We start from the raw sequence: 24,746 nt of genomic DNA, 5'->3' as shown, positions 1-24,746 counted from the left end.
CTTACAATACGGGTTTAAATTTAAAATCAATTGTAGCTTCATCACTACTTACTTCCGCATTTAAGATATTGTTTTGTTTCCAGTACTTAATTTTTTTTGGGAAATCATGTTTTATATTTTCAACAACAAACGTGCTATCTGTGTAGCTCGTTTCTTTAAAGCTTACAGCATCATTTTGACCAGGCGTTTTTACGGATAATTCCCAAACACCATTTTTTTCTTTAAGAGTCATCTGTTCTTCCCAAACCGTATCTTTTTGTTCTAAAATAAATCCATGACCATTATAAGTAGCATCTGTTTTAGTCCAGATTTCAAAGGTTTGTTTCAAGCTGTCGTTGCTGTCACGTTCCCATTTTCCTAACAACCAATCGTAGTTTTTTTCTAAAACCATCTGTTTAGATTCTTGTTTATTATTGTTTTTACATGCAAATATTAATAAGCTAAGAAAAAGGATCAAAAGGGCTGTTTTTTTCATGATTTTGTCAAAATAGAACTTTTTATAATTAAATGGTTTCATTTTTTAGTTCTGTTGTTTAACGAATTTACTTTAAAAAAGTATCATATCAAAAAGCATAAATTTTATAACAAAAAAACCGCCAAAACTCTAAAGTTTTGGCGGTTTCAAATTGAAATTAAAAAGTATCTAATTATTTAGAAAGGCTTTTCATTTCATTTTCTATCATGTTGTAAAATTGATCAATTTTTGGTAAAATTAAAATCTTAGTTCTACGGTTTGTAGCTCTGTTTTCAGCAGTATCGTTAGATACTAATGGCACGTAACTACTACGTCCAGCTGCAATAAGCTTCTCTGGTGCAACACCTAAGTCTTGTAAAGCTCTTACAATAGAAGTACTACGCTTAACACTTAAATCCCAGTTGTCTTGTAATACACCACCAGACTTGTATGGTACGTTGTCTGTATGTCCTTCTACCATCGCTTCAAAGTTTGGCTTACCGTTAATAACAGTAGCTACTTTCTTTAAAATTTCTTTTGCACGATCTGTAATATTGTAGCTTCCAGATTTAAATAATAATTTATCCGATAATGAGATAAATACTACACTTTTCTCTACGTTAATTTCAATATCCTCATCGTTAAGACCAACTTCTTTCTTTAAACTACTAACTAAAGCTAAAGTCACACTATCCTTTTTAGTTAAGGCGTCTTGTAAACGAGAGATTTTTAAGTCTTTCTCTTTTAAGCTTTCTAAAGATTTTTCTAAGTTAGAAGCACCTTTAGAGGTTAAAACCGTCATATCCTTAGTGCTTTGTATTAAGTCTTGGTTAGTTGCTTTTAAATCGGCTAAACGCTTCTCAAGCTCTTTACCTCTTGCACTTAAGGCAGCTTCATCGGCTAAACATTTGTTTAACTTTACAGTAGTAGAGTTTAATAAGTCTTTAGTTTCTTTGTGTTTGGCTTCTAAAGCTGCGTACTCTTTTTTAGAGACACAAGATGCCAGTACTAGAGCTGAAAAGCCCAATAACATTATTTTTTTCATAATTGATTTTCGTTTTTGTTTAGACCAAAATTAGAAGAACTTAAGGCTTAAACACAATGTTTAACAAAACTTTTGCTAAAATGTTAAAATTGAGAAAAATGCTTTTTACCTCTTATAAAATAAGTCCAGACAATAGATGAGCTGTGGTAATATTTTTTTTTCTGTGGAAGTGTTTTTCGTAAATTTAAATAATGAGGTAAAGCATGATAAAACGAAAAATGAGCTTTTAAAATTGCAAGAAAATGAGCAAATTTAAAAGTTACTAAAAATCTAATTCCAGCTATACCATCTAAAATTAATCGGCAAAAAATAATGATAAAAATAGGTCCTGAAGCATTTTTAGTTAATGTAAATAAGCTATTTCTAAAATTTAGATACGTTTTTTTTGGATTTGACGCATGTAGTGTCGCTCCACCAACATGGTAAACTATAGACTGTGTAACGCAACTTGATTTGTAACCCATATTAAATGCTCTCCAGCATAAATCAATCTCTTCAAAATGTGCAAAATAATGTTCATCAAAACCTTGAAGGCTTTCAAAAACAGATTTTCTAATAAATAAACAAGCTCCCGAAGCCCAGAATATAGTGCTAGTTTGGTATTGATTTTGATCGGCTTCTACGGTATTAAAAACCCGACCACGACAGTACGGGAAACCCAACTGGTCAATAAAGCCACCTGCGGCTCCTGCATATTCAAAGTGTGTTTTTTGTTTATAATCAATAATTTTTGGTTGAATTATTGCTGTGTCAGGAGAATTATCAAAAGTCTTTATAATGGGTTGTAGCCAGCCTTTAGTAACTTCTACATCGCTATTTAATAAACAAAACACATCTTCATTTACTTGCTTTAAAGCGTCATTATAACCTTTAGCATAACCACCATTAATTTTGTTTTGTATTATTTTAACCTCTGGAAAGTTTGAAGATACGTAAGCTATAGATTGGTCTGTAGAAGCATTATCGGCAACATAGATAGTGGCTTCTTTAGAATTATTAATTACCGAAGGTAAAAACTGCTCTAAAAGCGCTTTACCATTCCAGTTTAATATAACCACAGCTAATGTCAAAATAGATAAGATGTTTAAATGTATTGCAAATTAATAGCTTAATTTGGGTAAAGCTTCTAAAAAAGTATATTTTTTTTCTTTAAAATCCATTTCGCAATAATAATGGTTTAGTCCATTAGTAATCATTAAATAAGTTGCATTTAAAGCCATATTATATTGTGCAATCTGGTCAAACGTGGTCTGATTAATTGTAATCTTAGGTGCTTTACATTCCACAATAAGAAAAATAGTACCGTTTGGGTAAAACACAATAATGTCATAACGTTTTTTTAAACCATTAATGACTAGTTCTTTTTCAACATTAATAAGTGATTTTGGAATGTTTAATTCTTGGATCAAATACTGTACACAATGTTGTCTAACCCATTCTTCAGGTTGAAGAATTACAAACTTTTTACGAATCTCATCAAAGATAGAGACATTATTTTCGCTATTTTTGAAACGAAAAGTATATTGAGGAAATTGTAGTGATTGCACATTGCAAAAGTAATCAACTCTATTCTTATAAGAAAATAGATTATTTCGAATATTTTTTAACAAAAAAGAAAATATCAATTTTGGAGGACGTTAAAAAGATTGTAACCGATATTAAGCAAGGAGATATTAAACCTATTTATTTTTTAATGGGTGAGGAGCCTTATTATATCGATAAGATTTCCCAGTATATCGAACAAACTGTCCTTAGCGAAGAAGAACGCGGTTTTAACCAGATGGTTATGTACGGTCGTGACGTTACCATAGACGATATTGTAGGGCAAGCTAAACGCTTTCCAATGATGGCAGAGTATCAGGTTATTATTGTAAAGGAGGCTCAGGATTTATCAAGAACTATAGATCAATTGGCAGACTATGCAAAAAAACCGCAATTAACCACAGTTTTAGTCATTTGTTATAAATACAAAAAACTAGACAAACGTAAAGCATCTTACAAGGCAATTAAAAAAGCGGGAGTTATTTTTGAAGGTAAAAAACTATATGATAATCAGGTTCCTGATTGGATAGGTCGTGTATTGGCTTCAAAAAAATACACCATTACTCCAAAAGCGTCACTAATGTTAGTAGAGTTTTTAGGGACTGATTTGGCAAAAATAAATAATGAACTAGAAAAATTACAAATTGTATTACCTGAAGGTACAGAAATTTCTCCAGAGCATATTGAAGAAAATATAGGTATTAGTAAGGATTATAATAATTTTGAGCTAAGAAAAGCTATAGGTGCCAAGGATAAATTAAAAGCATTTAAAATTGTTACTTACTTTGCAAACAACCCTAAAGATAATCCTATGGTTGTGACGGTATCTTTATTATTTAGTTACTTTACACAGCTTCTAAAACTTCATGGATTAAAGGATAAAAATCCACGAAACGTCGCTTCTGCAATTGGTGTAAATCCATACTTTGTAAATGAATTTATTACGGCATCAAAAAATTACCCGATGCGTCAGGTTAGTCAAATCATTTCTACCATAAGAGAATTTGACCTAAAGAGTAAAGGTGTTAATGCCAATGCTACACCTCAAGGTGATTTATTAAAAGAACTTATGGTTAAAATCATGAAGTAATAGCGTTAATTTTTTTAACGTATTTACAGGTAATTTAACACATAAAAGATTTCTCTTAACACTTCATATTAAAGTGAGGTTAAACTGATTTGTTTTTTTGTAAATGCTTCGTTTCTAATGTAATTTAGTTTCAAATCAAAAAAAACTATAAAGAAATGGAAAATTTAGAAAAGAAAACAGTAGCAATTTTAGCAACAAACGGATTTGAAGAAAGTGAATTATTCGAGCCAAAAAATGCTTTAGAAAAAGCTGGTGCAGAGGTTCATATTATTTCTTTAGAAAAAGACGATATTAAATCTTGGAAAGATGGAAATTGGGGAACATCGTTAAAAGTAGATAAAACAGTAGATGAAGTTTCTCAAACTGACTATAATGCATTAGTGTTACCAGGAGGAGTGATGAATCCAGATTTATTGCGTGTAAATGATGAGGCCATTAGATTTACAAAATCATTTTTTACTGCAAAGAAGCCTGTAGCAGCAATATGCCACGCGCCATGGTTATTAGCAGAAGCCGATGTGTTACAAGGAAGAAAAATTACTTCATATAAATCCATTAAAAGAGATTTAGTTAATGCTGGAGCAAAATGGGAAGATAGTGAAGTTGTTGTGGATGAAGGTTTAGTAACTAGTAGAAACCCAAACGATTTACCAGCATTTTGCAGCAAAATTGTAGAAGAAGTTTATGAAGGTAAGCATGATATGCAAACTGCATAATTTACTATTATGGCAAAACAAAAAGAAAGCTCTTCAAGAATAAAAAATGAAGCCCAGTACGAAGCTCTTAGAGATAAGGGCTACAGCAAAGAAAAAGCTGCCAGAATTGCAAATACTGAAAATTCTGGGGTAAAAGGAGGAAAGGCTTCGCCTTACGAAGAGCGAACAAAAAAAGAACTTTACCAGCAAGCTCAAGATATTGGCATTGATGGTAGAAGTAAAATGTCTAAAAACGAATTAATTCACGCATTACGAAACAATTAGTTGTGTTTATGGTTTGTTTTTAAGAAAGCAGTCAGCAATAAGTTGGCTGCTTTTTTTATGTTAATTCTTCTAAAAGAATCGTATAATCGTATTGCAAATCTTCATGCAGAGCGGTTATTTTTTTTGCTATAAACTCGTTATTCCGATTGTAAATTGATAGTAATGCAGAGCTTTTATGAATGCTTGGTTTTAATTGTTTTAATTTCTTAGAGAAATAAAGTAACAACTGTACTTCAGTATCTTTTTGTTTGCTGTATTTAATATATTTTTTGGTTAGCTTTAAAATTTTTCGAACACTTTTTTTAATGTAATAGTAATTGTTTGTGCCAATGTTTTCAAAACCATCGTCTATAAATGTTTTAACTTGTTCTACATAAGCACTTTCATCTTCTTGTTCAAATAACAAATAAGTAAGAAGTTCTTTATTTTCAACTTTATAAGCAGCTAGCCTCAAACATAACTTTTGTAATTCTTCAGAAGATTTATGTTTTAATTCTTTCCTAATGGTTACTATAGAGGCTGCTTTCATACACGTAATTAAATTTTATGATTTTCTTAGGTTTTGTTTATCAATGGTTTAACACAATTCCATAGCATAAAAAAGTAAATTTAGTAAAAATATTACAGGTCTGCTTAAAGAGTAAACATTTAAGCGGTCTATAAATTTCGTTAATAAAATACTATGATTATGAGAGCAAAATTAACACAAACACCTACGAATTATAAGCCGCATGATGAAGTTTCTTTTTTAAAGTGGTACACTAATATTAAAAGAAAAGCAAAACATTCATACTTAAATTTTAACAATCATGCCATTTATTACCAACAGGAACAGTAAAGAAGAAGTAGATCTATTTTATGAAGATTATGGAGAAGGACAACCCGTTATATTAATTCATGGTTGGCCACTTAGTCGTAAGTCTTGGGAACAACAAGTTTGGAAGATTGTAGAGTCTGGTTATAGGTGTATTTCTTATGACCGAAGAGGTTTTGGAACTTCATCTGCAGCTTGGACAGGCTACGATTATTCGACTTTAACAAGCGATTTAAATGAAATTATTATACAGTTAGATCTTAAAAACGTAGTTCTTGTAGGTTTCTCTATGGGTGGAGGAGAAGTTGTTCGTTATTTTACAGAATATGGTTCTACCAGAATAGATAAAGCGGTATTAATAAGTAGTATTATTCCGCTAGTTAAACAAAAGGACGATAATCCTTCAGGTGTCCCAGAAAGAGATTTAGATGGGATTATTACCGCTTTACAAAATGACAGAGTCGGATTTTTAAAAGATTTTTCTAAGGGCTTTTATAATTTTGATGAATTGAGTAAAGTAAGTAGAATAAGTCAGGCTCAATTAGATTATGATTTTATGATAGCTTCTTTTGCATCGCCACAAGCTACTATTGAAGCAGCTAAAGCATGGATGCATACAGATTTTAGAGATGAATTAAAAAATGTAAATGTTCCCACTTTAATTGTCCATGGTAAAGCAGATCAAACTGTACCAATTGAAACTTCTGCAAATCAGGCTGCAAAAGGAATTAAAAATGCAACATATATTAAAATAGATAATGCGCCGCATGGTTTAAATGTTACACATCCCGATGAGTTAAATAAAGTACTTTTAAATTTTTTGAATAGTTAATAAAGAGGATATTCAAATAAAAAAAAACACGCTAATTCCTTAGCGTGTTTTTTTTTATTAATCCAATAAGTATGTTTTATCTCAATTTAGGAAATGCTCCAGGATTTACTTCATGAAACACGGCATAAATAGCTTCAAAAACATCTTCTACATTTGGTTTAGAGAAATAATCTCCATCTGTACCATACGCAGGTCTGTGTTCTTTGGCAGTAAGCGTTAAAGGTTTACTGTCTAAATGTTTATAAGCATTTTGGGTATTTAGAATTTTATCTAATATAAAAGCACTTGCACCACCAGAAACATCTTCGTCAATCACTATTAATCGATTGGTTTTGGCTACACTTTTCACGATATCATGATTGATATCAAAAGGTAATAAACTCTGCACATCAATAAGTTCAATATCTATACCTACTTGTTGTAGTTCTTTAGCAGCTTCCTCAATAATTCTTAGTGTAGAACCATAAGAAACAATTGTTATATCTGTTCCTTCTTTAATGGTTTCTACCACACCAATTGGTGTTTTATAGTCACCAGAATTAGTAGGCATTTTTTCTTTTAAACGGTAACCATTTAAACACTCCACTACAATTGCAGGCTCATCACTTTGTAAAAGTGTATTGTAGAATCCAGCAGCTTTTGTCATGTTTCTAGGCACTAAGACGTGTACACCACGCACTAAATTAATAATTCCGCCCATTTGTGAGCCTGAATGCCAAATACCTTCCAGTCTGTGTCCACGGGTTCTAATAATTAAAGGTGCTTTTTGTTTCCCTTTTGTTCTATAACGTAGGGTTGCCAGATCATCACTTATAATTTGTAGTGCATATAAAATATAATCTAAATATTGAATTTCGGCAATTGGACGTAATCCACGCATTGCCATACCAATACCTTGGCCTAAAATAGTAGCTTCACGTATACCAGCATCTGCCACACGTAATTCGCCATACTTTTCTTGTAAGCCTTCTAAGCCTTGATTAACATCACCAATATTTCCTGCATCTTCTCCAAACACTAAAGTTTCTGGATACTTACTAAAAATAGCGTCAAAATTTTCTCTAATAACGACACGTCCGTCTACCATTTCAGAATCTTCATTAAACTCTGGTAAAACTTCTTTTACACTAGTAACATTGGTTTCGGTTTCGTTATATAATTCTGATGAGTATTCAGGTTGAATCTTACTAAAATAACTGTTAATCCACTCTTGAAGCTCCTGTTTTTCGGCAATCTGTTCTTTTACAATAAAACGAAGCACTTTACGAGCTGTAGAAAGAATGTCTTTTCTAAAAAGTTCTTTTTGGGCTTCCAAAGTATCAACTAGAGGTGTGATAAATACTTTATTTTCACTTGCGTTTGCAACAGATTTAAGAATTTTTACAGCGTTATCTCTTTCTTCTAAAATTGGATTAAGGTAGTTAGACCAAGCTGCTTTTTTCCCGTCTCGAACTTCTTTTTTAATCGTTTTATCTATAGCGTCTAATTCTTCTTCGGTAGCCAGACTATTGGCTAAAATAAACTCACGAAATTTAACATTACAGTCAAATTCACGTTCCCAATTTAAACGGTCTTCATCTTTATAACGCTCGTGAGAACCAGAAGTCGAATGACCTTGTGGTTGTGTTAATTCATCTACATGTATTAAAACCGGTACATGCTCTTTTCTAGCAATCTCACCAGCCTTTTCATAGGTTTCAACTAACGTTGGATAATCCCAACCTTTAACTTTTAGTATTTCATATCCATTTGCTTCATCATCTCTTTGAAAGCCACTTAGGATCTCAGAAATATTTTCTTTAGTAGTTTGGTGTCTTGCGTGAACAGAAATCCCATAATCGTCATCCCAAACACTCATAACCATAGGAACTTGTAATACTCCTGCTGCGTTAATGGTTTCAAAAAATAAACCTTCACTTGTACTGGCGTTTCCAATAGTTCCCCATGCTACTTCGTTTCCTTTATCAGAAAACTTTTCAGTATCAATACCTTCTACGTTTCTATATATTTTTGAAGCTTGTGCTAAACCTAATAAACGTGGCATTTGTCCCGCAGTAGGAGAGATATCGGCACTCGAGTTTTTCTGATTTTTCAGATTTTTCCAGTTTCCATTTTCATCTAAACTATGGGTTCCAAAATGTCCACCCATTTGGCGTCCACCAGACATAGGTTCCTGTTCTAAATTGGTATTGGCGTATAAACCAGCAAAAAACTGCTCAATATTTAATTGCCCAATAGCCATCATGAATGTTTGATCACGATAGTAGCCAGAACGAAAATCGCCATTTTTAAATGCTTTTGCTAAAGCTAATTGAGGAACCTCTTTACCGTCTCCAAAAATACCAAACTTAGCTTTACCTGTTAAAACTTCTCGACGTCCTAAGAGACTACATTCTCTACTGGTTACAGCAAGTTTATAATCGTTAATAACTTCATTTTTAAAGTCGTTAAAAGATAAGTTGTCCTTCTGTTTGGTTTTTGCCTGCATTTAAAAAAAGTTTAGTACACAAATTTAGTAAATTAAACTTGTAACTACAACGTTATAAAAACCTAAATAATTATTAATTTATCAATAAAAAGAGTTATTTACTGCATATTGTTTTAAATAATGCAAAAAATAACCATTTTGGTAAGAATTGTTTAAGTTGGATTTGTACTTTAAATCACAAAAACATTAAGTATAATATTAGTTTTTATAGAATTACTACCTGTTTAACTTATTGCTCGAGATATGCAATGAGTTTCATTAAGGATTTTTCGTTGGCAGGAATGAAAAAAATCATTAATGAAAGGTATTTAGGATTATTTTTATATCCTATTCCATAAGATTTTACACTAATATAACCATCTTCTAAATCTGAGAAATAAATTACATTATAAAAATCCTTAGCATCAGCTTTCATGAACTCTGGGAAATTTGGTGTCAATTCTGCTTGAAGTGTGATAAGTTTTTTTGGAACATAATTAATGATATGAGTTACAATTGTAGTACTGTCACCAATTTTACCTAGTGGATTGTAATTGGTTTTGATGAATCCACCTACTTTTAAATTTATCTCTGCAAGAGGAACTGCCCAACTTTCCCAACCTTTTTTTGTGGTATAGGCGTTCCAAACTTCTTGTATAGAAGCTTTTACTTTAAATTCCTGAATTAATACCAATTCTGGTGTTTTAGTAGAGTCTATGGTGGATGTAATTCTTGATTCTTGAGTAAATGCAATAGAATTAAAAATTAAAAAAAGGAGTAAAGTAAGCTTATGTTTCATAATATTAAATGAGTTAATGTTATGTTGAAAATTATAGAACAACTCTTTATTAGTAATACTAAGTACGTTAAAAAACTATGTTATTACTAAATAAATATACGCTTTTTTAAACTGTTGGTTTAGGCTTTATTTTTTTCCTAACTAATTAATACCATCTGCGCGTAAATAAACCTAATAAGGTTTTAGGAGATAAAGTAACTATAAACCGAATGCGTTCGCCATAATTATTCTCTCCAATTTCCCAACCTAAGTTGGAGTACACTGGAAAATAAAGTTCGAAGTAATCTTCAACTAAATTTAAACGTATCCCAGAATCGTAAACAAATGTTGGATCCTCAAAATGGTTGTCTACAAAACCAACATCGCCATAAGCCATGATGTAGCGCCATATGGTTAAACTCGAATTTGCAGTAGCAATCCATTGGTTGGCAAATGGTGTGTTTAACTTAGATTTAAAGCCTCCTTCCGAAACTATAATTTGTTGGCTAAGTAAGCCTGTTTCTTCACTTCGGCCTAAATAATTATAATCGAATAAATAATCGGTTGGTCTGTCTAAAGCAAAACTAAAAAAGTCCGAATCTTGAAATGTGCGGTTGTAAAGAAATGAACCGGCAAACAAACGTACATTAAATTGTCTATTATTTTCACTTAGCTTTCTGTATTCCAATGTTGCGGAAACTTTACCAAAATCTTTTGCTAGTTGCAAATCTGTATTCCATGAAAAAAAGTTTTTTAAATTAGGATCAGATTCACCATAACTCGCATTAAAGACACTATATTTTGGTTCACCATCAGTTTCAAATTCTCCTGTAGGGTCAACTTCACGAGAAACAGTTACATGTCTAAAGACCAAACGACGCCTGTAATTATCACGATAATCGTCTTTATTTCTAAAGTTAAAACTTATGTAAGGATTATAACTGTAATAGGATAGGTTAGGAGCATAGTTAAAATATTCACCAGAAAAGCCAAAACGAGTATAGAAGTTATCGTTATCTTCAGTTATTAAATTATAAATTAATGAACCACTACCAACAATTTGTTTACTTTTAAAACCATACTGCGGTGTTAAACGATACAGAAAGCGTTTGCTTAAAATAGTTTTGTTATACAACTTTAAACCTAAGGCTACACCATCATAAAAATTATAATCTATTTCAGGCATAAAAAAGACCTGATTGTAATTTGGGTCTTCTATATCTTTAAATAAACGAAATTGTAATGGCTTATTAAACCAGCTATTTAGAGATTCCCAGTTATTCCTAGTGTTAAACTCTGGTATAGTATTGTCAAAGTTTAAGGCAAAATGATCTTGGTTTTCATTTGGAATATAAAAAGTCTTTGTTCCAGAAAACCCTTCAAGCCAAGATTTACTTACAATACTATCATTTTTTATGGTGTAAAATGAAATAGGCATTTTAGATGTGCGTAAGTTCCTTATAGTTACTTTTAAAGAATCTCCTTTGACATCGACATCTTTTATTTTATAATCTATCTTGTTGTTAGTAGCGATATACTCGTTAAAAAACCAGCTTTGGTCTTTGGTGGAAGCATCATGAATATAATTTTTAAACAGCTCTGTATCTACAGGTTTTAATTTTTCGGTTTTTACAAAACGCTCAATAGCATTATCTACAGTTTGATTACCTTCATATTCATTTAAATACTTTAAACCAACACCAGCTTTATATTTATTAGAGATGTTCTTATTAAATTTAAGTAAAGAATCTTTAGCCATCGTTAATGGTTGGTCCAGAGCTTGTCTAGCCATGTGCATATATAAAAAGTTATACTGCTCATTAAATTTTAAATCGGATGCATGAAAAGCTCTTACGCCCCAAAAATCGGCTAAGGCTCCTAATATTTTAGTATTTGGGTAATAATCGTCTACATACTTCATTAAGTAGTAGGTTTGTATGCCATCTAAAATCCACTGATCTTTTCTAGGGTTTATTAGAAGTGTATTTTCTAAATAATTACGTAAGGATGTTTTTAAAATTTTTAATTCGTACTGAAAATTATCTGGAAAAGGTCTTATAAAATCGGGTAATAAATTTAAACCATAAATAGGTTCTTTTTTATAATCTATGTAGGATAATAGAAGATTTTTATGTGGATAATCGCCTAAATTATTACTAAGATACTGTGCAACCTTATCGTTTATGATAGCAATTTCTTCGACTGGTAAATCTTCAGTATCCAGATTGGATTGGATGTTGTAAAAATCGGTTTCAGTGGTATAAAATTCGTCCGTTTTAACCAGAGAGAATTTAGTATTTAAACGGTTTTCTCCTTTAAGTTGAAGGGTTTTTAATCCATTATTTTCTATTTCTTTAACAGGGTTTAATTCTGAAATAGCTTTAAACTGAGCTGGGAAAGTAGCGTTAAAAGTTATATTGTATGGGTATGTGTATTGATCGTCTAAATCCTTATTACTGAAATACTGCCAAGTCCCATTATAAACCGCAGGAACAATATACCAATGTCTTAGGTGAAACTCTCCGTTGCCGTTAATTCCATAACGGGTAAATTTATCATTTTGTATTTGAAGTGTATACTCCAAATGTAATTGATATGATGAATTAGGAAGTACAGGATTTTTTAAAGTGACTTTAATGATGTCAATTTGTGGATCTAAACGCTCAAAATTTAATACCATTTCATTTTGCGAAATAGTATTTAGGTCTGTAAAACCTCTATCATCATCTTTAGCAAAATGAAACGTGTTTTTAAATTCTTCTGCAAATCTCACTGCTAATGGAGAATTTTTATCGGAATAACTATGGGTCCAGTCTTGAAGATAAATAACTTGTAGCGTATCTTTAGACGTGTTTGTAAACTCAATATCCTGCTGGATACTAACTGTTTTTAATTGCGCATTAAATACGGCATCTATTTGAATTGAGTTTTGGCTTGAAGCTGTTAAACAAAACCCTAGACTAAAAAGTACTACTAAATATAGATGTTTCAATGCGTTTTTATGAAGTTTTAATGTGATGATTATTCTATTTACGATAATAGTTTATGCTTAGTTTTAAATGAACTAAAAAACTAAGCATAAAGCTAAAGCTTCTAAAAAGATAGATGCTATTAGTAACGAAACGTTGCGTGGATTATTTTAGAAATTTGGACTTAAATCTGCAGAATCATAAAATTCATTTAAAATATCTACGACTTCATCTTCAGTATCTACTAGATGGATTAAATCTATATCCTTAGCACTAATATTTTCAAATTTTGCCAATAAGGTATCTTTAATCCAATCCATAAGCCCTTTCCAGAATTCTGTACCAACCAAAATAATAGGAAATTTATCAATTTTATGAGTTTGTATCAGGGTAATAGCTTCAAATAGTTCATCTAAAGTTCCAAAACCTCCTGGCATAACCACAAAGCCTTGTGAGTATTTAACAAACATCACTTTACGGACAAAGAAATAGTCAAAATCTAAACTTTTACCTTTATCTATATAAGGGTTGTCGTGCTGCTCGAAAGGTAAATCGATATTAAGACCAACCGAAGTTCCTCCTCCTAGATGTGCACCTTTATTTCCTGCTTCCATAATACCAGGTCCACCACCAGTAATAACGCCGTAACCGGCTTCAACAATTTTAGTGGCCATTTTCTCGGCAAGAATATAATTTGGATGATCTGGCTTGGTACGTGCAGACCCGAAAATTGAAACACAGGGACCGATAGAACTCATTTTTTCAAATCCATTAACAAATTCTCCCATTATTTTAAATAATGCCCAAGAATCGTTTGTTTTTATTTCGTTCCAGCCTTTATGGTGTTGTTCTGCTCTCATGTATTGTAATAAAATTTAATAATTGTAAAACTGTTTATAACAGCCCATAAATATAAGGTAAATATTAAGATTGATATGAAATATTGAGAAAATAATCCTTTGATTTAAAGCCAAAAAAAAAGCAAACCAATAAAGGTTTGCTTTAATTAATTTTGTTTTAAATTTCTATAATGGTCGTTTACCAGATATAATGTTATATAGAATTACAATAACAGCAATTACTAATAAAATGTGAATCAAGCTATTAGTTCCTAATCCAGCAACAATACCTAATTGGCCTAAAAGCCAAACAACAATACAAATAACGGCTACAAGCCAAAGAATACCTCTCATAATAGTTTAGTTTTGGTTAATTATTTTAAAAGTACTCATAAATTTGATGACTTGCGTTAAACAAAACGTAAGATTATGTTATAAAATTCCCAATTTTTTAAGAATTCAGTTCTAATTTAAGAAATCTAGCTGTGTGACTGGTCTTGTGTTTAGCTACTTCTTCAGGTGTTCCTTTAGCAATAATTTCTCCACCGCCTTTTCCACCTTCAGGACCCACATCTATAATGTAATCTACAGTTTTAATCACATCAAGATTGTGTTCAATAATTAAAACGGTATTTCCTTTATCGGCCAACTTATTCAACACTAGCATTAATACTCTAATATCTTCAAAATGAAGTCCAGTAGTTGGTTCATCTAAAATATAAAAGGTATTACCCGTATCACGTTTGCTTAATTCTGTTGCCAATTTAATACGCTGGGCTTCTCCACCAGAAAGCGTGGTGCTTTGCTGTCCTAAAGTAATATAACCCAAACCAACGTCTTGAATGGTTTTTAATTTCCTATAAATTTTAGGGATGTTTTCAAAAAAGGCGACACCTTCATCAATCGTCATGTTTAGCACATCGCTAATACTTTTGCCTTTATAACGAATTTCTAAAGTTTCACGATTAAAACGTTTTCCTTGGCAGGTTTCACATTCCACATACACATCTGGAAGAAAATTCATTTCAATAACCCGTAAACCGCCACCTTGGCAAGTTTCGCAACGTCCGCCTTTTACGTTAAAACTAAAACGTCCAGGTTTGTAACCACGAATCATGGCTTCTGGGACTTTAGCAAATAGACTTCTTATTTCGTCAAAAGTTTTTGTGTAGGTTGCAGGATTACTTCGTGGGGTTCTCCCAATAGGCGATTGATTAATATCGATAACTTTATCGATGTGTTCCAATCCTTTTATGCTTTTATATGGCATAGGTTTTTTTACGCCATTAAAATAATGCGCGTTTAGAATTGGATAAAGTGTTTCGTTTATTAAAGTACTTTTTCCACTTCCAGAAACACCCGTGACGCCAATCATCTGGCCTAAAGGTAATTTTATAGAGACATTTTTTAAGTTGTTTCCTGTACAACCTTTCAACTCTAAGAAGTTTCCGTTTCCTTTACGGCGTTCTGCAGGAATTTCAATTTTCTTTTTGCCGGTAATATAATCGGCAGTTAAAGTATTTTCTTTAACTAAATCTCCGGGTTTTCCTTCAGAAATAATTTGTCCGCCATGTTTTCCTGCTCGTGGACCAATATCTATCACATGATCGGCACGTTCTATCATGTCTTTATCGTGTTCTACCACAATAACCGAGTTGCCTATATCCCGTAGCGACTCTAAAGAGTTGATGAGTTTTTCATTATCGCGCTGGTGTAAACCAATACTTGGCTCATCTAAAATATAAAGTACACCAACCAGTTGTGAACCTATTTGTGTGGCTAAACGAATACGTTGCGCTTCTCCACCAGAAAGCGATTTAGAGCTTCGGTTTAAGGATAGATAATTCAAACCTACATCTAGTAAAAACTGAAGTCTGGCATTAATTTCCTTAATGACTTCTTCGGCTATTTTTAATTGATTTTTCTCTAAATGTTTGGGTAGATTCTTAAACCAATCGGCTAAATCTACTATATCGGCATTGGCTAATTCGGCTATATTTTTTTTATTAACTTTAAAGTATAACGATTCCTTGCGTAAACGTGAACCTTGACATTCTGGACATTCAATTTTGTCCATATACTCTTTAGCCCAACGTTTTAATGAGGTTGATTCTGCAGTTTCGTACTGACTTTCAATAAAATTAGCAACACCTTCAAAATCTATTTTATAATCTCTGGAAACTCCTAAAGCTTTGCTGTTAACGGTAAATTTTTCATTTCCGCCAAATAGAATGATTTGTTTAGCTTCTTTAGGAATGTCTTTAAAGGCATCGGTTAATTTAAAATCGTAACGTGTGGCAATCGTTTCCAGTTGTTTAAATATCCAGGTTTGTTTAGCTTCTCCTAATGGTGCTAAAGCGCCTTTTTTAATGGAAAGACTTTCATCTGGAACAATTTTATGTTCGTTTACTTGATATAAGGTTCCAATACCATTACAATTTGGGCAGGCTCCTTTTGGTGAGTTAAAAGAAAAGTTATTAGGTTCTGGGTTTGGATACGAAATCCCGGAACTTGGACACATTAAATTACGGCTAAAGTAGCGCGCTTCTTGAGTGTCTTGGTCTATAACCATAAGCACATCATCGCCATGGTACATCGCGGTATTAATACTTTCGTTTAAACGTTTATGGTTATCTTTAGTGTCATCTATAACCAAGCGGTCAATAACAATTTCGATATCGTGCATTTTGTAGCGGTCTAGCTTCATGCCTTTTACGATATCTTTTATCTCTCCATCGGCACGAACTTTTACAAAGCCTTGTTTGGCAATTTGCTCAAACAACTCGCGATAATGTCCTTTTCTTGAGCGAATAACGGGTGCTAAAATATTAATACGCTTGCCTTTATAACTTTCTGTGATAAGTTCTTTAATTTTCTCATCGTTATAGCTCACCATTTTTTCTCCCGTATTATAACTGTAAGCATCACTTGCACGTGCAAACAACAGACGCAGGAAATCATAAATTTCTGTAATAGTTCCTACGGTAGAGCGTGGCGATTTGCTGGTGGTTTTTTGTTCTATAGCAATTACGGGCGATAGACCATCAATTTTATCTACATCTGGTCGTTCTAAACCACCTAAAAACTGTCTGGCATACGCCGAAAAGGTTTCAATATAACGACGCTGACCTTCCGCATAAATGGTGTCGAAAGCTAAAGAGGACTTCCCAGATCCTGAAAGTCCAGTAATAACCACTAATTTTTCACGAGGAATCGTGACATCTATATTTTTTAAGTTATGGGCTCTTGCGCCTTTAACTTCAATGTTTTCTTCAAAATTTGTCATAGCAAAGCAAAGCTGTAAAGATAAGTCTTTATATGCGCATTTTGAAATGGATTTCTGTTAGAGTTTTGTTATTTATTGAGATTTAAGTGCTTAAAAATTTACAGTGAATGGAATAAATGATAATTAGAAACAGCTATCAACCTTAATGTGTTTACAGCTGTTTTTTGAAGTTTCGTTTAACGGTTTGGTATAAGAATAGTAGGGCTGAAAAAGAGCACAAAACATTCGATTGACTATGAGTCGAATTTTTAAATTACTATATTTATCTTTCTCTAAAAATATAGCTAAAATTAAAAATTTGGCAACAGCACAAATATGCTCATACCATTCGTTTGATCCAATAATTGCCCTATTGTTTTTATACGATGTTAGCAAATGTTATTTTATCTATACTCTATTTTTAATTGTTTATTGGACTTTTTGATTAGCTTAATATCATCTTTAAGAGATTTTTTTTTCGATTCAGAAACTATAAGCTTTCTAAGTGACACAAGATTTTGTAGACTTTCTGGAAAAGTTTTGATATATGTGTTTTCTATATTTAGTACTGTTAAGTTTTGTAAGTTACCCAAATCTTCTGGTAAATGACTTATTAGGTTATTACTGATATTTAATTCGATTAAACTTGACATATTCTCTATTCCCAAAGGAAGAACAGAAATAGAATTTTTTGAAATATCTAAAATTTTTAATTTTTTCAAATTATATATATATTTTATGCTTTCCAAACTTTCTTCAGTTTCGCCTAACAAGTTATCTCTTAACTTTAAGATTTCAAGATTTGTTATTTCCTGAATATTCTGAGGAATTATTTTAAAACGATTTCCATTTAAATAAATTGACTTTAATTTATTCAAACCATTTAAGTTTTTTGGTAAGTTTGCCAACTTATTCCATTCCAAATTTAAAATCTCAAGTTCGCTTAAATTTCCTATTGATTCAGGTAAAGTAGATATACTCAAAGCCGCAAGATGAAGTTGTTTTAATTTTTTTAACTTGTCAATGTCCTCTGGTAGATTAGGCATATAATTATGATATAATAAAAGATATTCTAAATTCGAAAGTGTCAATATAGATTTTGGAAAAGATGTCAGTTTATTATCATATAAGCTAAGGTGAATTAGTTTAGTTAAGTTTCCAACACTTTCAGGAATACTTGTTAATTGACTATGTGTTACAGATAATTTTTTTAAGTTAGTCATATAGCCTATTCCAATCGGTAGAGTTTTTTCATTCCTAGAAACTTCAATTATAATATCAGTCTCGAAGGGATTTGTTATATTAAAAAAATCTCTCAGTTCTATTTCAATTCTTTCCATTATCCAATCTTCATTGTTTGGTTCAGCATCAATAGCTAATTCTAAAAAATAAACAGCTTTTTGATTTAGCTCTGGTCTCTTACTAATTTTTTTTCTTTTATAAGCATCAAAGTAATCTTTACCGCTTAACCCCTTTTTTGATTTTGAAACTGGTTTTGATATTTTAGCTTTTTCACAAGCATAATCATCAACAATTATCTTATAAGCATTATCAATCATACATTTAGCATATTCGTATTGGGCTAAATGATAATCTTCATTGTCTTTTTTTACAGCATACATAGCTGCTTGTTCGTGTTGGTTTTTTATAGGCTCAAATTTGTCAATAATTTCCTGTGATAACTTTTTCAGTTCTTGTTGTTTTTCGTTTTCAAGTTTTTCTTGAGCTTTTTTTCTTTCTTTTTCTATACTTGATTGAGATAAAGCTGTTAACCCAGCACCAAGAATACCTCCAGCTATAGCTTGTTTTTCATTTTGAGCTGAATTTACAAGATTTTGAGTAGCTGCAACACCTTGATTTAGAGCGTCTTGTTTTCTTATAGCGTAAGCTTTATTTATTTGCTGAGCCTTACTTCTTGCCTCACTTATAATTGAAGAGGCATTTACACTTTTAATATTAGTGAGTGACGATATTTTAGATTGAAAATCTCTTTCTTTTGCCCAGCTATCAGAAATTTTATTAAATGTTTGCGTTAAGTCTTCTGCCAACTTTTGATTTAGCTCTTGCTGCTTTAAAAATTGCTCATTTTGGCTATCTATAAAACCCTTTGCGCCTGAACTATTTGTGTTTTTTGACTTAGAATTACTAGTTTTATCTAAAGTCTTATTTTTAGAATTTGATTCTGATTTTTTATCAATATTACGTTCATCACCAATATCGCTACACAACTGCAATTTACTAGCAAAACGATCTTGTATATAAGCATCTACCGAAACTACTGTTCCAGGAAGACTTTTAATTTCATTAACTTTTTGCTGAGTTATAAAAGCCTGTCCAGCAATATTTGTTGCTTTTGGTGTGGCATCTGGATCATCAGTTTGAAGTGCAATTTGTGAACTTTTGTAAATAGGGTGAGATTTTACTGCTTTTAATATAGCAGCATTAACTTCTTGCCACCAATAATTATCTCTTGGTATACATAATTCTTGAGGTGGAAAATAGGCTGCGTAAAAATGATATTGTAATTGTTTACCCTCACTATTAGTTCCAATAATTGAAGTCCAACCGCCAATGCCAGTTTTATCTTTTACTCCTGACTTAGAATAACATTCACATTTTGTTTGTTGTGAAAAGGAAATTGAAAAGAAACAAAATATAACGAAAAATGTTAAATGGTATTTCATAAATTTAAAAATTTAATCTATAAAAATAGATATTTTTAAATTATATGACAATAGCTAAAATTAGGTATTTTTTAAAATGTATTAACTCAAGTTAAAAGAAGTTAGTTTAAAAAATAACAAATTCAAACGCTTGAATTATTTCTGTTTTTTCGTCTTAAGATTAGAAATTTCTAACCCAAATACCCCTAATTTATGAAATGTTGATAACTCTGCGCCTGTTTCGGTAGTTTTCCAATCGCTCCAAGATGCAGGAAAGCCTTGTATGGGTAAAATGCTGGTCCACATTTGGAAGCTTTTAGGTTTGTTGTTTTTATCTAAATGCCACAAGTAAGAATCCCCAGGTGTGTTGCCACCAGAAGTGTAGTTTACTAATAATCCGCTTTCTCCAGCATCATTTGTTGCAATACTTCGAGAGGTACCTTTATCAAACACTTTATAAGGTGCTACCAACCAAAAAGTGTCATTATTAAAATAGCCTAATGCTTTAGCGATAATCTCTTGTTTTTCTAAGCCATTATAAGCTTGGTTTCTTACAAAAACTTTAGAATTTTTAGTGTGCTTTAAATCTAAATTAACTTGATAACTTTTCCAATAGACTTCACAGGTTTGGTTGGTTTTATTCCATTTATAGTGGTGCCGATTAGAAAATGTAAATTCAATATAGTCTGTATTTTTGTAAGCCTCATAATTTAAAGCGTCCAGCATTTTTAGAGCCAATGCATCTGCTTCAGGACTTGGTTTTGAAACTGGTAATGGTTCATTATACTTAAAATACACATAACCAAACAAAAGCGCAGTAGGTAAGGTGAAGAATATAATGACTCCAAGACTAATTTTCAGGATTTTTTTAAGCTTCATTTATATTGTCTTTTCAAAAATTGTTTTCACTAAATCTTTATGTTTTTTAGTTGTGAAATTGCGTAAATCTTCAAAAAATAAGGTAAACTCGGCTTCAAATTCATTATAAAACTCTTGCAATTCATTTATGGCTAAATTCATTTGAGAACGGTTTTTTGTGCGCCGGTTCATACCTTCTAAAACTTTTTGAATGCCTTCAATAGAACGATAACTTAACAGCCAGTTATCACTTATCATATATGGCATAAACTGTTGTATACGCTTTGGAAGTATATCAAAATGAGCTTCCAGGTTATCATAAAAATCATCTATAAAAACCTCTAAAGGTATCTCAGAATAATTGTTCCAGTTTTTTGCTAAAAAATGATCGTATAAAATATCTACTATAACACCAGAATAATGTCCGTAATTTTCGTGTAAACGTTTGGTGCTAAGACGCACAGTTTGATGCGCATCGGTATACGTATCGATATGGCGGTGTAATAAAATGCCTACCTGTATGGCTTTAGGATATTTTTTATAATTTTTACCACGAATACTATCCGAAATAAAATTGCCTATAGCGACTTTATTGTTGTTATTGGATAAGTAAATGTGTGCTAAAAAGTTCATAAGTCGAATTTACAAATTCATAACTTAGTATTCCAAATTAAGAATATTATATTTGTTATTATTCAAATTAAAAATTAACGAACTTACAGTTATGACACTTATAAAATCAATTTCAGGAATTCGTGGTACCATTGGCGGAAGCGTAGGAGAAAATTTAACACCAATAGATGCGGTTAAATTTGCAAGTGCTTACGGAACTTGGCTTAAACAACAATTAAAAAAAGGCAGTTACCGCGTGGTTGTTGGACGAGATGCGCGTTTAAGTGGTGAAATGATTCAGAACTTAGTTATGCATACCTTAGTAGGTTTAGGAATTAAAGTAATTGATTTAGGATTGTCTACCACACCAACGGTGGAATTGGCAGTACCATTAGAACATGCCGATGGAGGCATTATTTTAACCGCTAGTCATAACCCAAAACAATGGAATGCGCTTAAATTATTAGATGCGAAAGGTGAATTTTTAAATGCTGAAGAAGGCGCTAAAATTTTAAAGATTGCCGAAAGTGATGAGATGTCGTTCGCAGAGGTAGATGATTTAGGCGAAATTATGACCAATGATGCGTATATCGATATCCATATTGATGAGGTTTTAGAATTATCTTTAGTTAATAAAAAAGCGATTGAATCCTGTAATTTTAAGGTGGTTGTTGATGGTGTAAATAGTACCGGAGGAATTGCCATTCCTTTATTATTAGAAGCTTTAGGTGTTGAACCTATAAAATTATATTGTGACCCGACAGGTCATTTCCCTCATAATCCAGAACCTTTAAAAGAACATTTAGGCGACTTGTCTGCCGAAGTTAAAAAGCATAATGCCGATTTTGGTATTGTAGTAGATCCAGACGTGGATCGTTTGGCTTTTATGGACGAAAATGGCGAAATGTTTGGCGAAGAATATACTTTGGTGGCTTGTGCCGATTATGTATTGAGTAAAACACCAGGAAACACGGTAAGTAACATGAGTTCTACTAGAGCGTTGCGCGACGTGACCGAAAAGCATGGCGGTACTTACGAAGCGAGTGCTGTTGGTGAAGTAAATGTGGTTAACTTAATGAAAAAGAATAAGGCTGTTATTGGTGGCGAAGGTAATGGAGGTATTATTTATCCAGATTCGCATTACGGTCGTGACGCTTTAGTTGGTGTAGCTTTATTTTTAAGTTTATTGGCTGAAAAGAAAATGGCGGTAAGCGATTTAAGAAAAACTTACACCAGTTACTTTATGAGTAAAAAGAAAATTGAATTAACCCCAAGTCTTGATGTAGATGCCATTTTAAAAGCAATGGAAGAGCGCTATAAAAATGAAGACTTAACTACAATAGATGGTGTTAAAATAGATTTTTCTGAAAGCTGGGCACATTTAAGAAAGAGTAATACAGAACCTATTATTAGAATTTATACAGAAGCAAAATCTCAAGAAGAAGCCGATGCTTTAGCAGATCAAATTATTGGAGAGATTTCTGAGGTTGCTGGGTTGTAGTTGTTAGTGCTTAGTTGTTAGAGGATAGAATTTTCTAAATTATTTGTATCATGTAATTATATAAATTAGTGTATAGAATTTTAACATTAATATTTTTACTTCTTTTCGCAGGTTTAGGATTTTCTCAAAATGGAAAATTGCTTTCGAAAAACTTAGTTGATCTCTCTAAAACACCTATTTGGAATAAAATTTCTGAAAACAATGTATTAAAAGCTGATTTTGAGCATTTAAAAAGTCTAGATTTTTATTTTATTACTTATGAAAGTGATGGGCTGCAAGTTAATGGTTTATTAATCGAGCCAAAGAAAGTAGGTAAATATCCAGTTGTAATTTTTAATCGTGGTGGAAATAGAGATTTTGGAAGATTAACTGTTTCAACAATGATTATGTACACGTCCAAATTAGCTAATCAAGGATATGTTATAATTGGTAGTAACTATCGTAAAAATGATGAATTCGGAGGAATAGAAATAAATGACGTGTTGAATTTGACCGAAACCGTAAAAGAAATTGAAAAAGCCGACTCTAATTGTATAGGAATGTTTGGTTGGTCTAGAGGAGGAATGATGACCTATTTAGCTCTTCAGAAATCAGATAAAATAAAAACTGCAATTATTGGTAATGGACCAACAGATTTGTTTGGTATAATAGCAGATAGACCAGAAATGGAATCTAAAGTTATTGCCGAGTGTGTGCCAAACTATTCGGAAAATAAAGAAAATGAATTGAAAAAACGTTCTGCAGTTTACTGGGGTGATCGATTAGATAAAAAGAGTAGTCTTTTAATTTTGTGTGGAACTAATGACAAAAGAGTAAACCCTAACCAAGCCGATAAAATTTCTGATAAACTAGAAGAAATTAATTATGATTTTGAATTGATAAAGTTTGAAACTGACCACTATTTTACAGAATATAAATCGGAACTTAATGAGCTGGTAATAAGATGGTTTAACAAACGATTAAAGACTTAAAAGTAAAATATTGACATAGAAGTGATTTAAACTAATTCTATAAAATTTGCAAAAACGATAGAAGTGGCAGCTTTTGTAAAATTGCTTTAAAATTTTACAAAACTATAACGGATAGCGTGGTGGCTTGCCATTTGCCCTTACTAAAATTATTTGATTTCGCGTTCTACCGCTATAGGCTCAGCATTTCTATGTTTCCAGCGTTTATGAGTCCATAAATAATATTGTGGAGCCTCATAAATTTGTTGTTCTGCGAGTTTTAAAAAACTATCGGTAATACTATGTTTTTCTAATGATTTAGGATCTTCTGTAATGGTTTTAAAAGTACACTCGTAATAACCTCGTTTAATACGTTCTACTCCAAAAAATACAACTGCCATATTCAGTTTTGTCGCAATAGCCTCAGCACCTGTGTGCACAGGAACTTTAATACCCATAAAGTTTTGCCAGTAGGCCGCTTTGTTAATTTTAGGCGATTGGTCACTTACAAAACCACTAATGGTACGCTCGCCATTTCTTGTAGCTTGTAATAAGGTCGGTATAGTTTCTTTGGTAGAAATTAGATGACTGTTGTATTTGGCTCTAACACCTTTAAAAAGCTTATCAAAATACTTGTTGGCTAAAGGTTTATAAACAGCAAAGCCTTTACTGTCTTTATGGACATAACTTTGCATAATAAAAATCCATTCCCAACTACCATAGTGGCTGCACATTAAAATAATACTTTTGTTTTTTTCTTCTAGTTTGTTTATTAGTTCAATATTTGTAAACTTAAAATGTTTTTTCATGGTCTCTTCCGAGATGGTAATAGACTTAATAGCCTCTACCATCATATCACACAAATGGTGATAGAATTTTGTCATGATTTGTTTTTTTTCGGCTTCTGATTTTTCAGGAAACACTAAGGTTAAATTCTCATAAACCACCTGTTTTCTGTAACCAAAGATTTTATAGATAAAAAAGTATAAAATATCTGAAACGATGTATAATAACCTAAAAGGTAATATAGAAATTAACCATAAAATAGGATATAATAAACGATAAGCTACTAATTGCATTTAAAAAGTCA

Annotated in this window: 22 protein-coding genes; 7 read left to right on the top strand and 15 right to left on the bottom strand. The window is 31.9% G+C overall.

The genetic code is table 11. From position 1 onward, the window contains the following. Window position 1 precedes the first annotated feature (1 nt). The 4 genes from C7H52_RS09530 to C7H52_RS09515 all read right to left on the bottom strand — a co-directional run bounded on the left by C7H52_RS09530 (window position 2) and on the right by C7H52_RS09515 (window position 3,046). A complete protein-coding gene (locus tag C7H52_RS09530; RefSeq protein ID WP_146130033.1) occupies window positions 2–475 on the bottom strand; it encodes a DUF6265 family protein in 474 nt (157 codons plus the stop codon). A 172-nt stretch (window positions 476–647) separates the two neighbouring features. Beyond that, on the bottom strand, window positions 648–1,499 hold the full coding sequence (locus tag C7H52_RS09525; RefSeq protein ID WP_106463670.1) for an OmpA/MotB family protein: 852 nt from the start codon (window positions 1,497–1,499) through the stop codon (window positions 648–650). An 83-nt stretch (window positions 1,500–1,582) separates the two neighbouring features. Next, window positions 1,583–2,569, bottom strand: coding sequence for a glycosyltransferase family 2 protein (locus C7H52_RS09520; protein WP_106463669.1), 987 nt, complete (start codon window positions 2,567–2,569; stop codon window positions 1,583–1,585). Window positions 2,570–2,599: 30 nt separating this feature from the next. Next, the gene (locus C7H52_RS09515) at window positions 2,600–3,046 is read right to left on the bottom strand and encodes a type I restriction enzyme HsdR N-terminal domain-containing protein (protein ID WP_106463668.1); all 447 of its coding nucleotides are present in this window, start codon (window positions 3,044–3,046) and stop codon (window positions 2,600–2,602) included. 80 nt (window positions 3,047–3,126) lie between these two features. On the opposite strand from C7H52_RS09515, the gene holA reads away from it, so the two are divergent. The 3 genes from holA to C7H52_RS09500 all read left to right on the top strand — a co-directional run bounded on the left by holA (window position 3,127) and on the right by C7H52_RS09500 (window position 5,111). Next, complete coding sequence (holA, locus tag C7H52_RS09510) at window positions 3,127–4,131, top strand: DNA polymerase III subunit delta (RefSeq protein ID WP_106463667.1); 1,005 nt, start codon at window positions 3,127–3,129, stop codon at window positions 4,129–4,131. Between the two features lie 155 nt (window positions 4,132–4,286). Then, window positions 4,287–4,847: a type 1 glutamine amidotransferase domain-containing protein gene (locus tag C7H52_RS09505; protein ID WP_106463666.1), complete on the top strand. Its 561-nt coding sequence runs from the start codon at window positions 4,287–4,289 to the stop codon at window positions 4,845–4,847. Window positions 4,848–4,856: 9 nt separating this feature from the next. Beyond that, window positions 4,857–5,111 carry a DUF7218 family protein gene (locus tag C7H52_RS09500; protein WP_106463665.1) on the top strand — a complete coding sequence of 85 codons (255 nt, stop codon included), beginning with the start codon at window positions 4,857–4,859 and terminating at the stop codon, window positions 5,109–5,111. Between the two features lie 55 nt (window positions 5,112–5,166). On the opposite strand, the gene C7H52_RS09495 is transcribed toward C7H52_RS09500, so the two are convergent. Then, the gene (locus C7H52_RS09495) at window positions 5,167–5,640 is read right to left on the bottom strand and encodes a hypothetical protein (RefSeq protein WP_106463664.1); all 474 of its coding nucleotides are present in this window, start codon (window positions 5,638–5,640) and stop codon (window positions 5,167–5,169) included. A gap of 159 nt (window positions 5,641–5,799) precedes the next feature. On the opposite strand from C7H52_RS09495, the gene C7H52_RS13460 reads away from it, so the two are divergent. Both C7H52_RS13460 and C7H52_RS09490 read left to right on the top strand, forming a co-directional pair. Then, window positions 5,800–5,949 (top strand): hypothetical protein, encoded by a 150-nt coding sequence (locus C7H52_RS13460; protein WP_181256229.1) that lies wholly within the window; start codon window positions 5,800–5,802, stop codon window positions 5,947–5,949. Beyond that, entirely contained in the window at window positions 5,921–6,757 is an 837-nt protein-coding gene (locus C7H52_RS09490) for an alpha/beta fold hydrolase (protein ID WP_106463663.1), read from the top strand. Before C7H52_RS13460 ends, C7H52_RS09490 begins: the two co-directional genes overlap by 29 nt. A gap of 76 nt (window positions 6,758–6,833) precedes the next feature. On the opposite strand, the gene C7H52_RS09485 is transcribed toward C7H52_RS09490, so the two are convergent. The 9 genes from C7H52_RS09485 to C7H52_RS09445 all read right to left on the bottom strand — a co-directional run bounded on the left by C7H52_RS09485 (window position 6,834) and on the right by C7H52_RS09445 (window position 21,229). Continuing rightward, entirely contained in the window at window positions 6,834–9,245 is a 2,412-nt protein-coding gene (locus C7H52_RS09485; RefSeq protein WP_106463662.1) for an alpha-ketoacid dehydrogenase subunit alpha/beta, read from the bottom strand. A gap of 229 nt (window positions 9,246–9,474) precedes the next feature. Next, window positions 9,475–10,023, bottom strand: coding sequence for an SRPBCC domain-containing protein (locus C7H52_RS09480; protein ID WP_106463661.1), 549 nt, complete (start codon window positions 10,021–10,023; stop codon window positions 9,475–9,477). Between the two features lie 145 nt (window positions 10,024–10,168). Then, entirely contained in the window at window positions 10,169–12,994 is a 2,826-nt protein-coding gene (locus C7H52_RS09475; protein ID WP_106463660.1) for a gluzincin family metallopeptidase, read from the bottom strand. Window positions 12,995–13,141: 147 nt separating this feature from the next. Then, complete coding sequence (locus C7H52_RS09470; RefSeq protein WP_106463659.1) at window positions 13,142–13,831, bottom strand: LOG family protein; 690 nt, start codon at window positions 13,829–13,831, stop codon at window positions 13,142–13,144. Window positions 13,832–13,996: 165 nt separating this feature from the next. Then, window positions 13,997–14,164, bottom strand: a complete 168-nt coding sequence (locus C7H52_RS09465) for a lmo0937 family membrane protein (protein ID WP_106463658.1) — start codon at window positions 14,162–14,164, stop codon at window positions 13,997–13,999. A gap of 97 nt (window positions 14,165–14,261) precedes the next feature. Beyond that, window positions 14,262–17,096 (bottom strand): excinuclease ABC subunit UvrA, encoded by a 2,835-nt coding sequence (gene uvrA, locus C7H52_RS09460; RefSeq protein ID WP_106463657.1) that lies wholly within the window; start codon window positions 17,094–17,096, stop codon window positions 14,262–14,264. A gap of 383 nt (window positions 17,097–17,479) precedes the next feature. Beyond that, entirely contained in the window at window positions 17,480–19,759 is a 2,280-nt protein-coding gene (locus C7H52_RS09455; RefSeq protein ID WP_106463656.1) for a leucine-rich repeat domain-containing protein, read from the bottom strand. A 135-nt stretch (window positions 19,760–19,894) separates the two neighbouring features. After that, the gene (locus C7H52_RS09450) at window positions 19,895–20,617 is read right to left on the bottom strand and encodes a hypothetical protein (RefSeq protein WP_106463655.1); all 723 of its coding nucleotides are present in this window, start codon (window positions 20,615–20,617) and stop codon (window positions 19,895–19,897) included. Further along, window positions 20,618–21,229: an acyl carrier protein phosphodiesterase gene (locus C7H52_RS09445; protein WP_106463654.1), complete on the bottom strand. Its 612-nt coding sequence runs from the start codon at window positions 21,227–21,229 to the stop codon at window positions 20,618–20,620. It abuts the gene before it with no gap. 91 nt (window positions 21,230–21,320) lie between these two features. On the opposite strand from C7H52_RS09445, the gene glmM reads away from it, so the two are divergent. Further along, window positions 21,321–22,709, top strand: a complete 1,389-nt coding sequence (gene glmM, locus C7H52_RS09440; RefSeq protein ID WP_106463653.1) for a phosphoglucosamine mutase — start codon at window positions 21,321–21,323, stop codon at window positions 22,707–22,709. A gap of 68 nt (window positions 22,710–22,777) precedes the next feature. Next, a complete protein-coding gene (locus C7H52_RS09435) occupies window positions 22,778–23,680 on the top strand; it encodes an alpha/beta hydrolase family protein (RefSeq protein ID WP_181256228.1) in 903 nt (300 codons plus the stop codon). Window positions 23,681–23,826: 146 nt separating this feature from the next. Here the strand turns inward: C7H52_RS09435 and C7H52_RS09430 are convergent, their stop codons facing one another. Further along, window positions 23,827–24,735, bottom strand: a complete 909-nt coding sequence (locus C7H52_RS09430) for a lysophospholipid acyltransferase family protein (protein WP_106463652.1) — start codon at window positions 24,733–24,735, stop codon at window positions 23,827–23,829. Window positions 24,736–24,746 lie beyond the last annotated feature (11 nt).

Origin of the sequence: Aurantibacter aestuarii (genome assembly GCF_003008425.1) — a bacterium.
GTDB lineage: Bacteria > Bacteroidota > Bacteroidia > Flavobacteriales > Flavobacteriaceae > Aurantibacter > Aurantibacter aestuarii.
The sequence above is the reverse complement of the archived record's forward strand: the minus strand, read 5'-3'. Positions and strand labels throughout refer to the sequence as shown.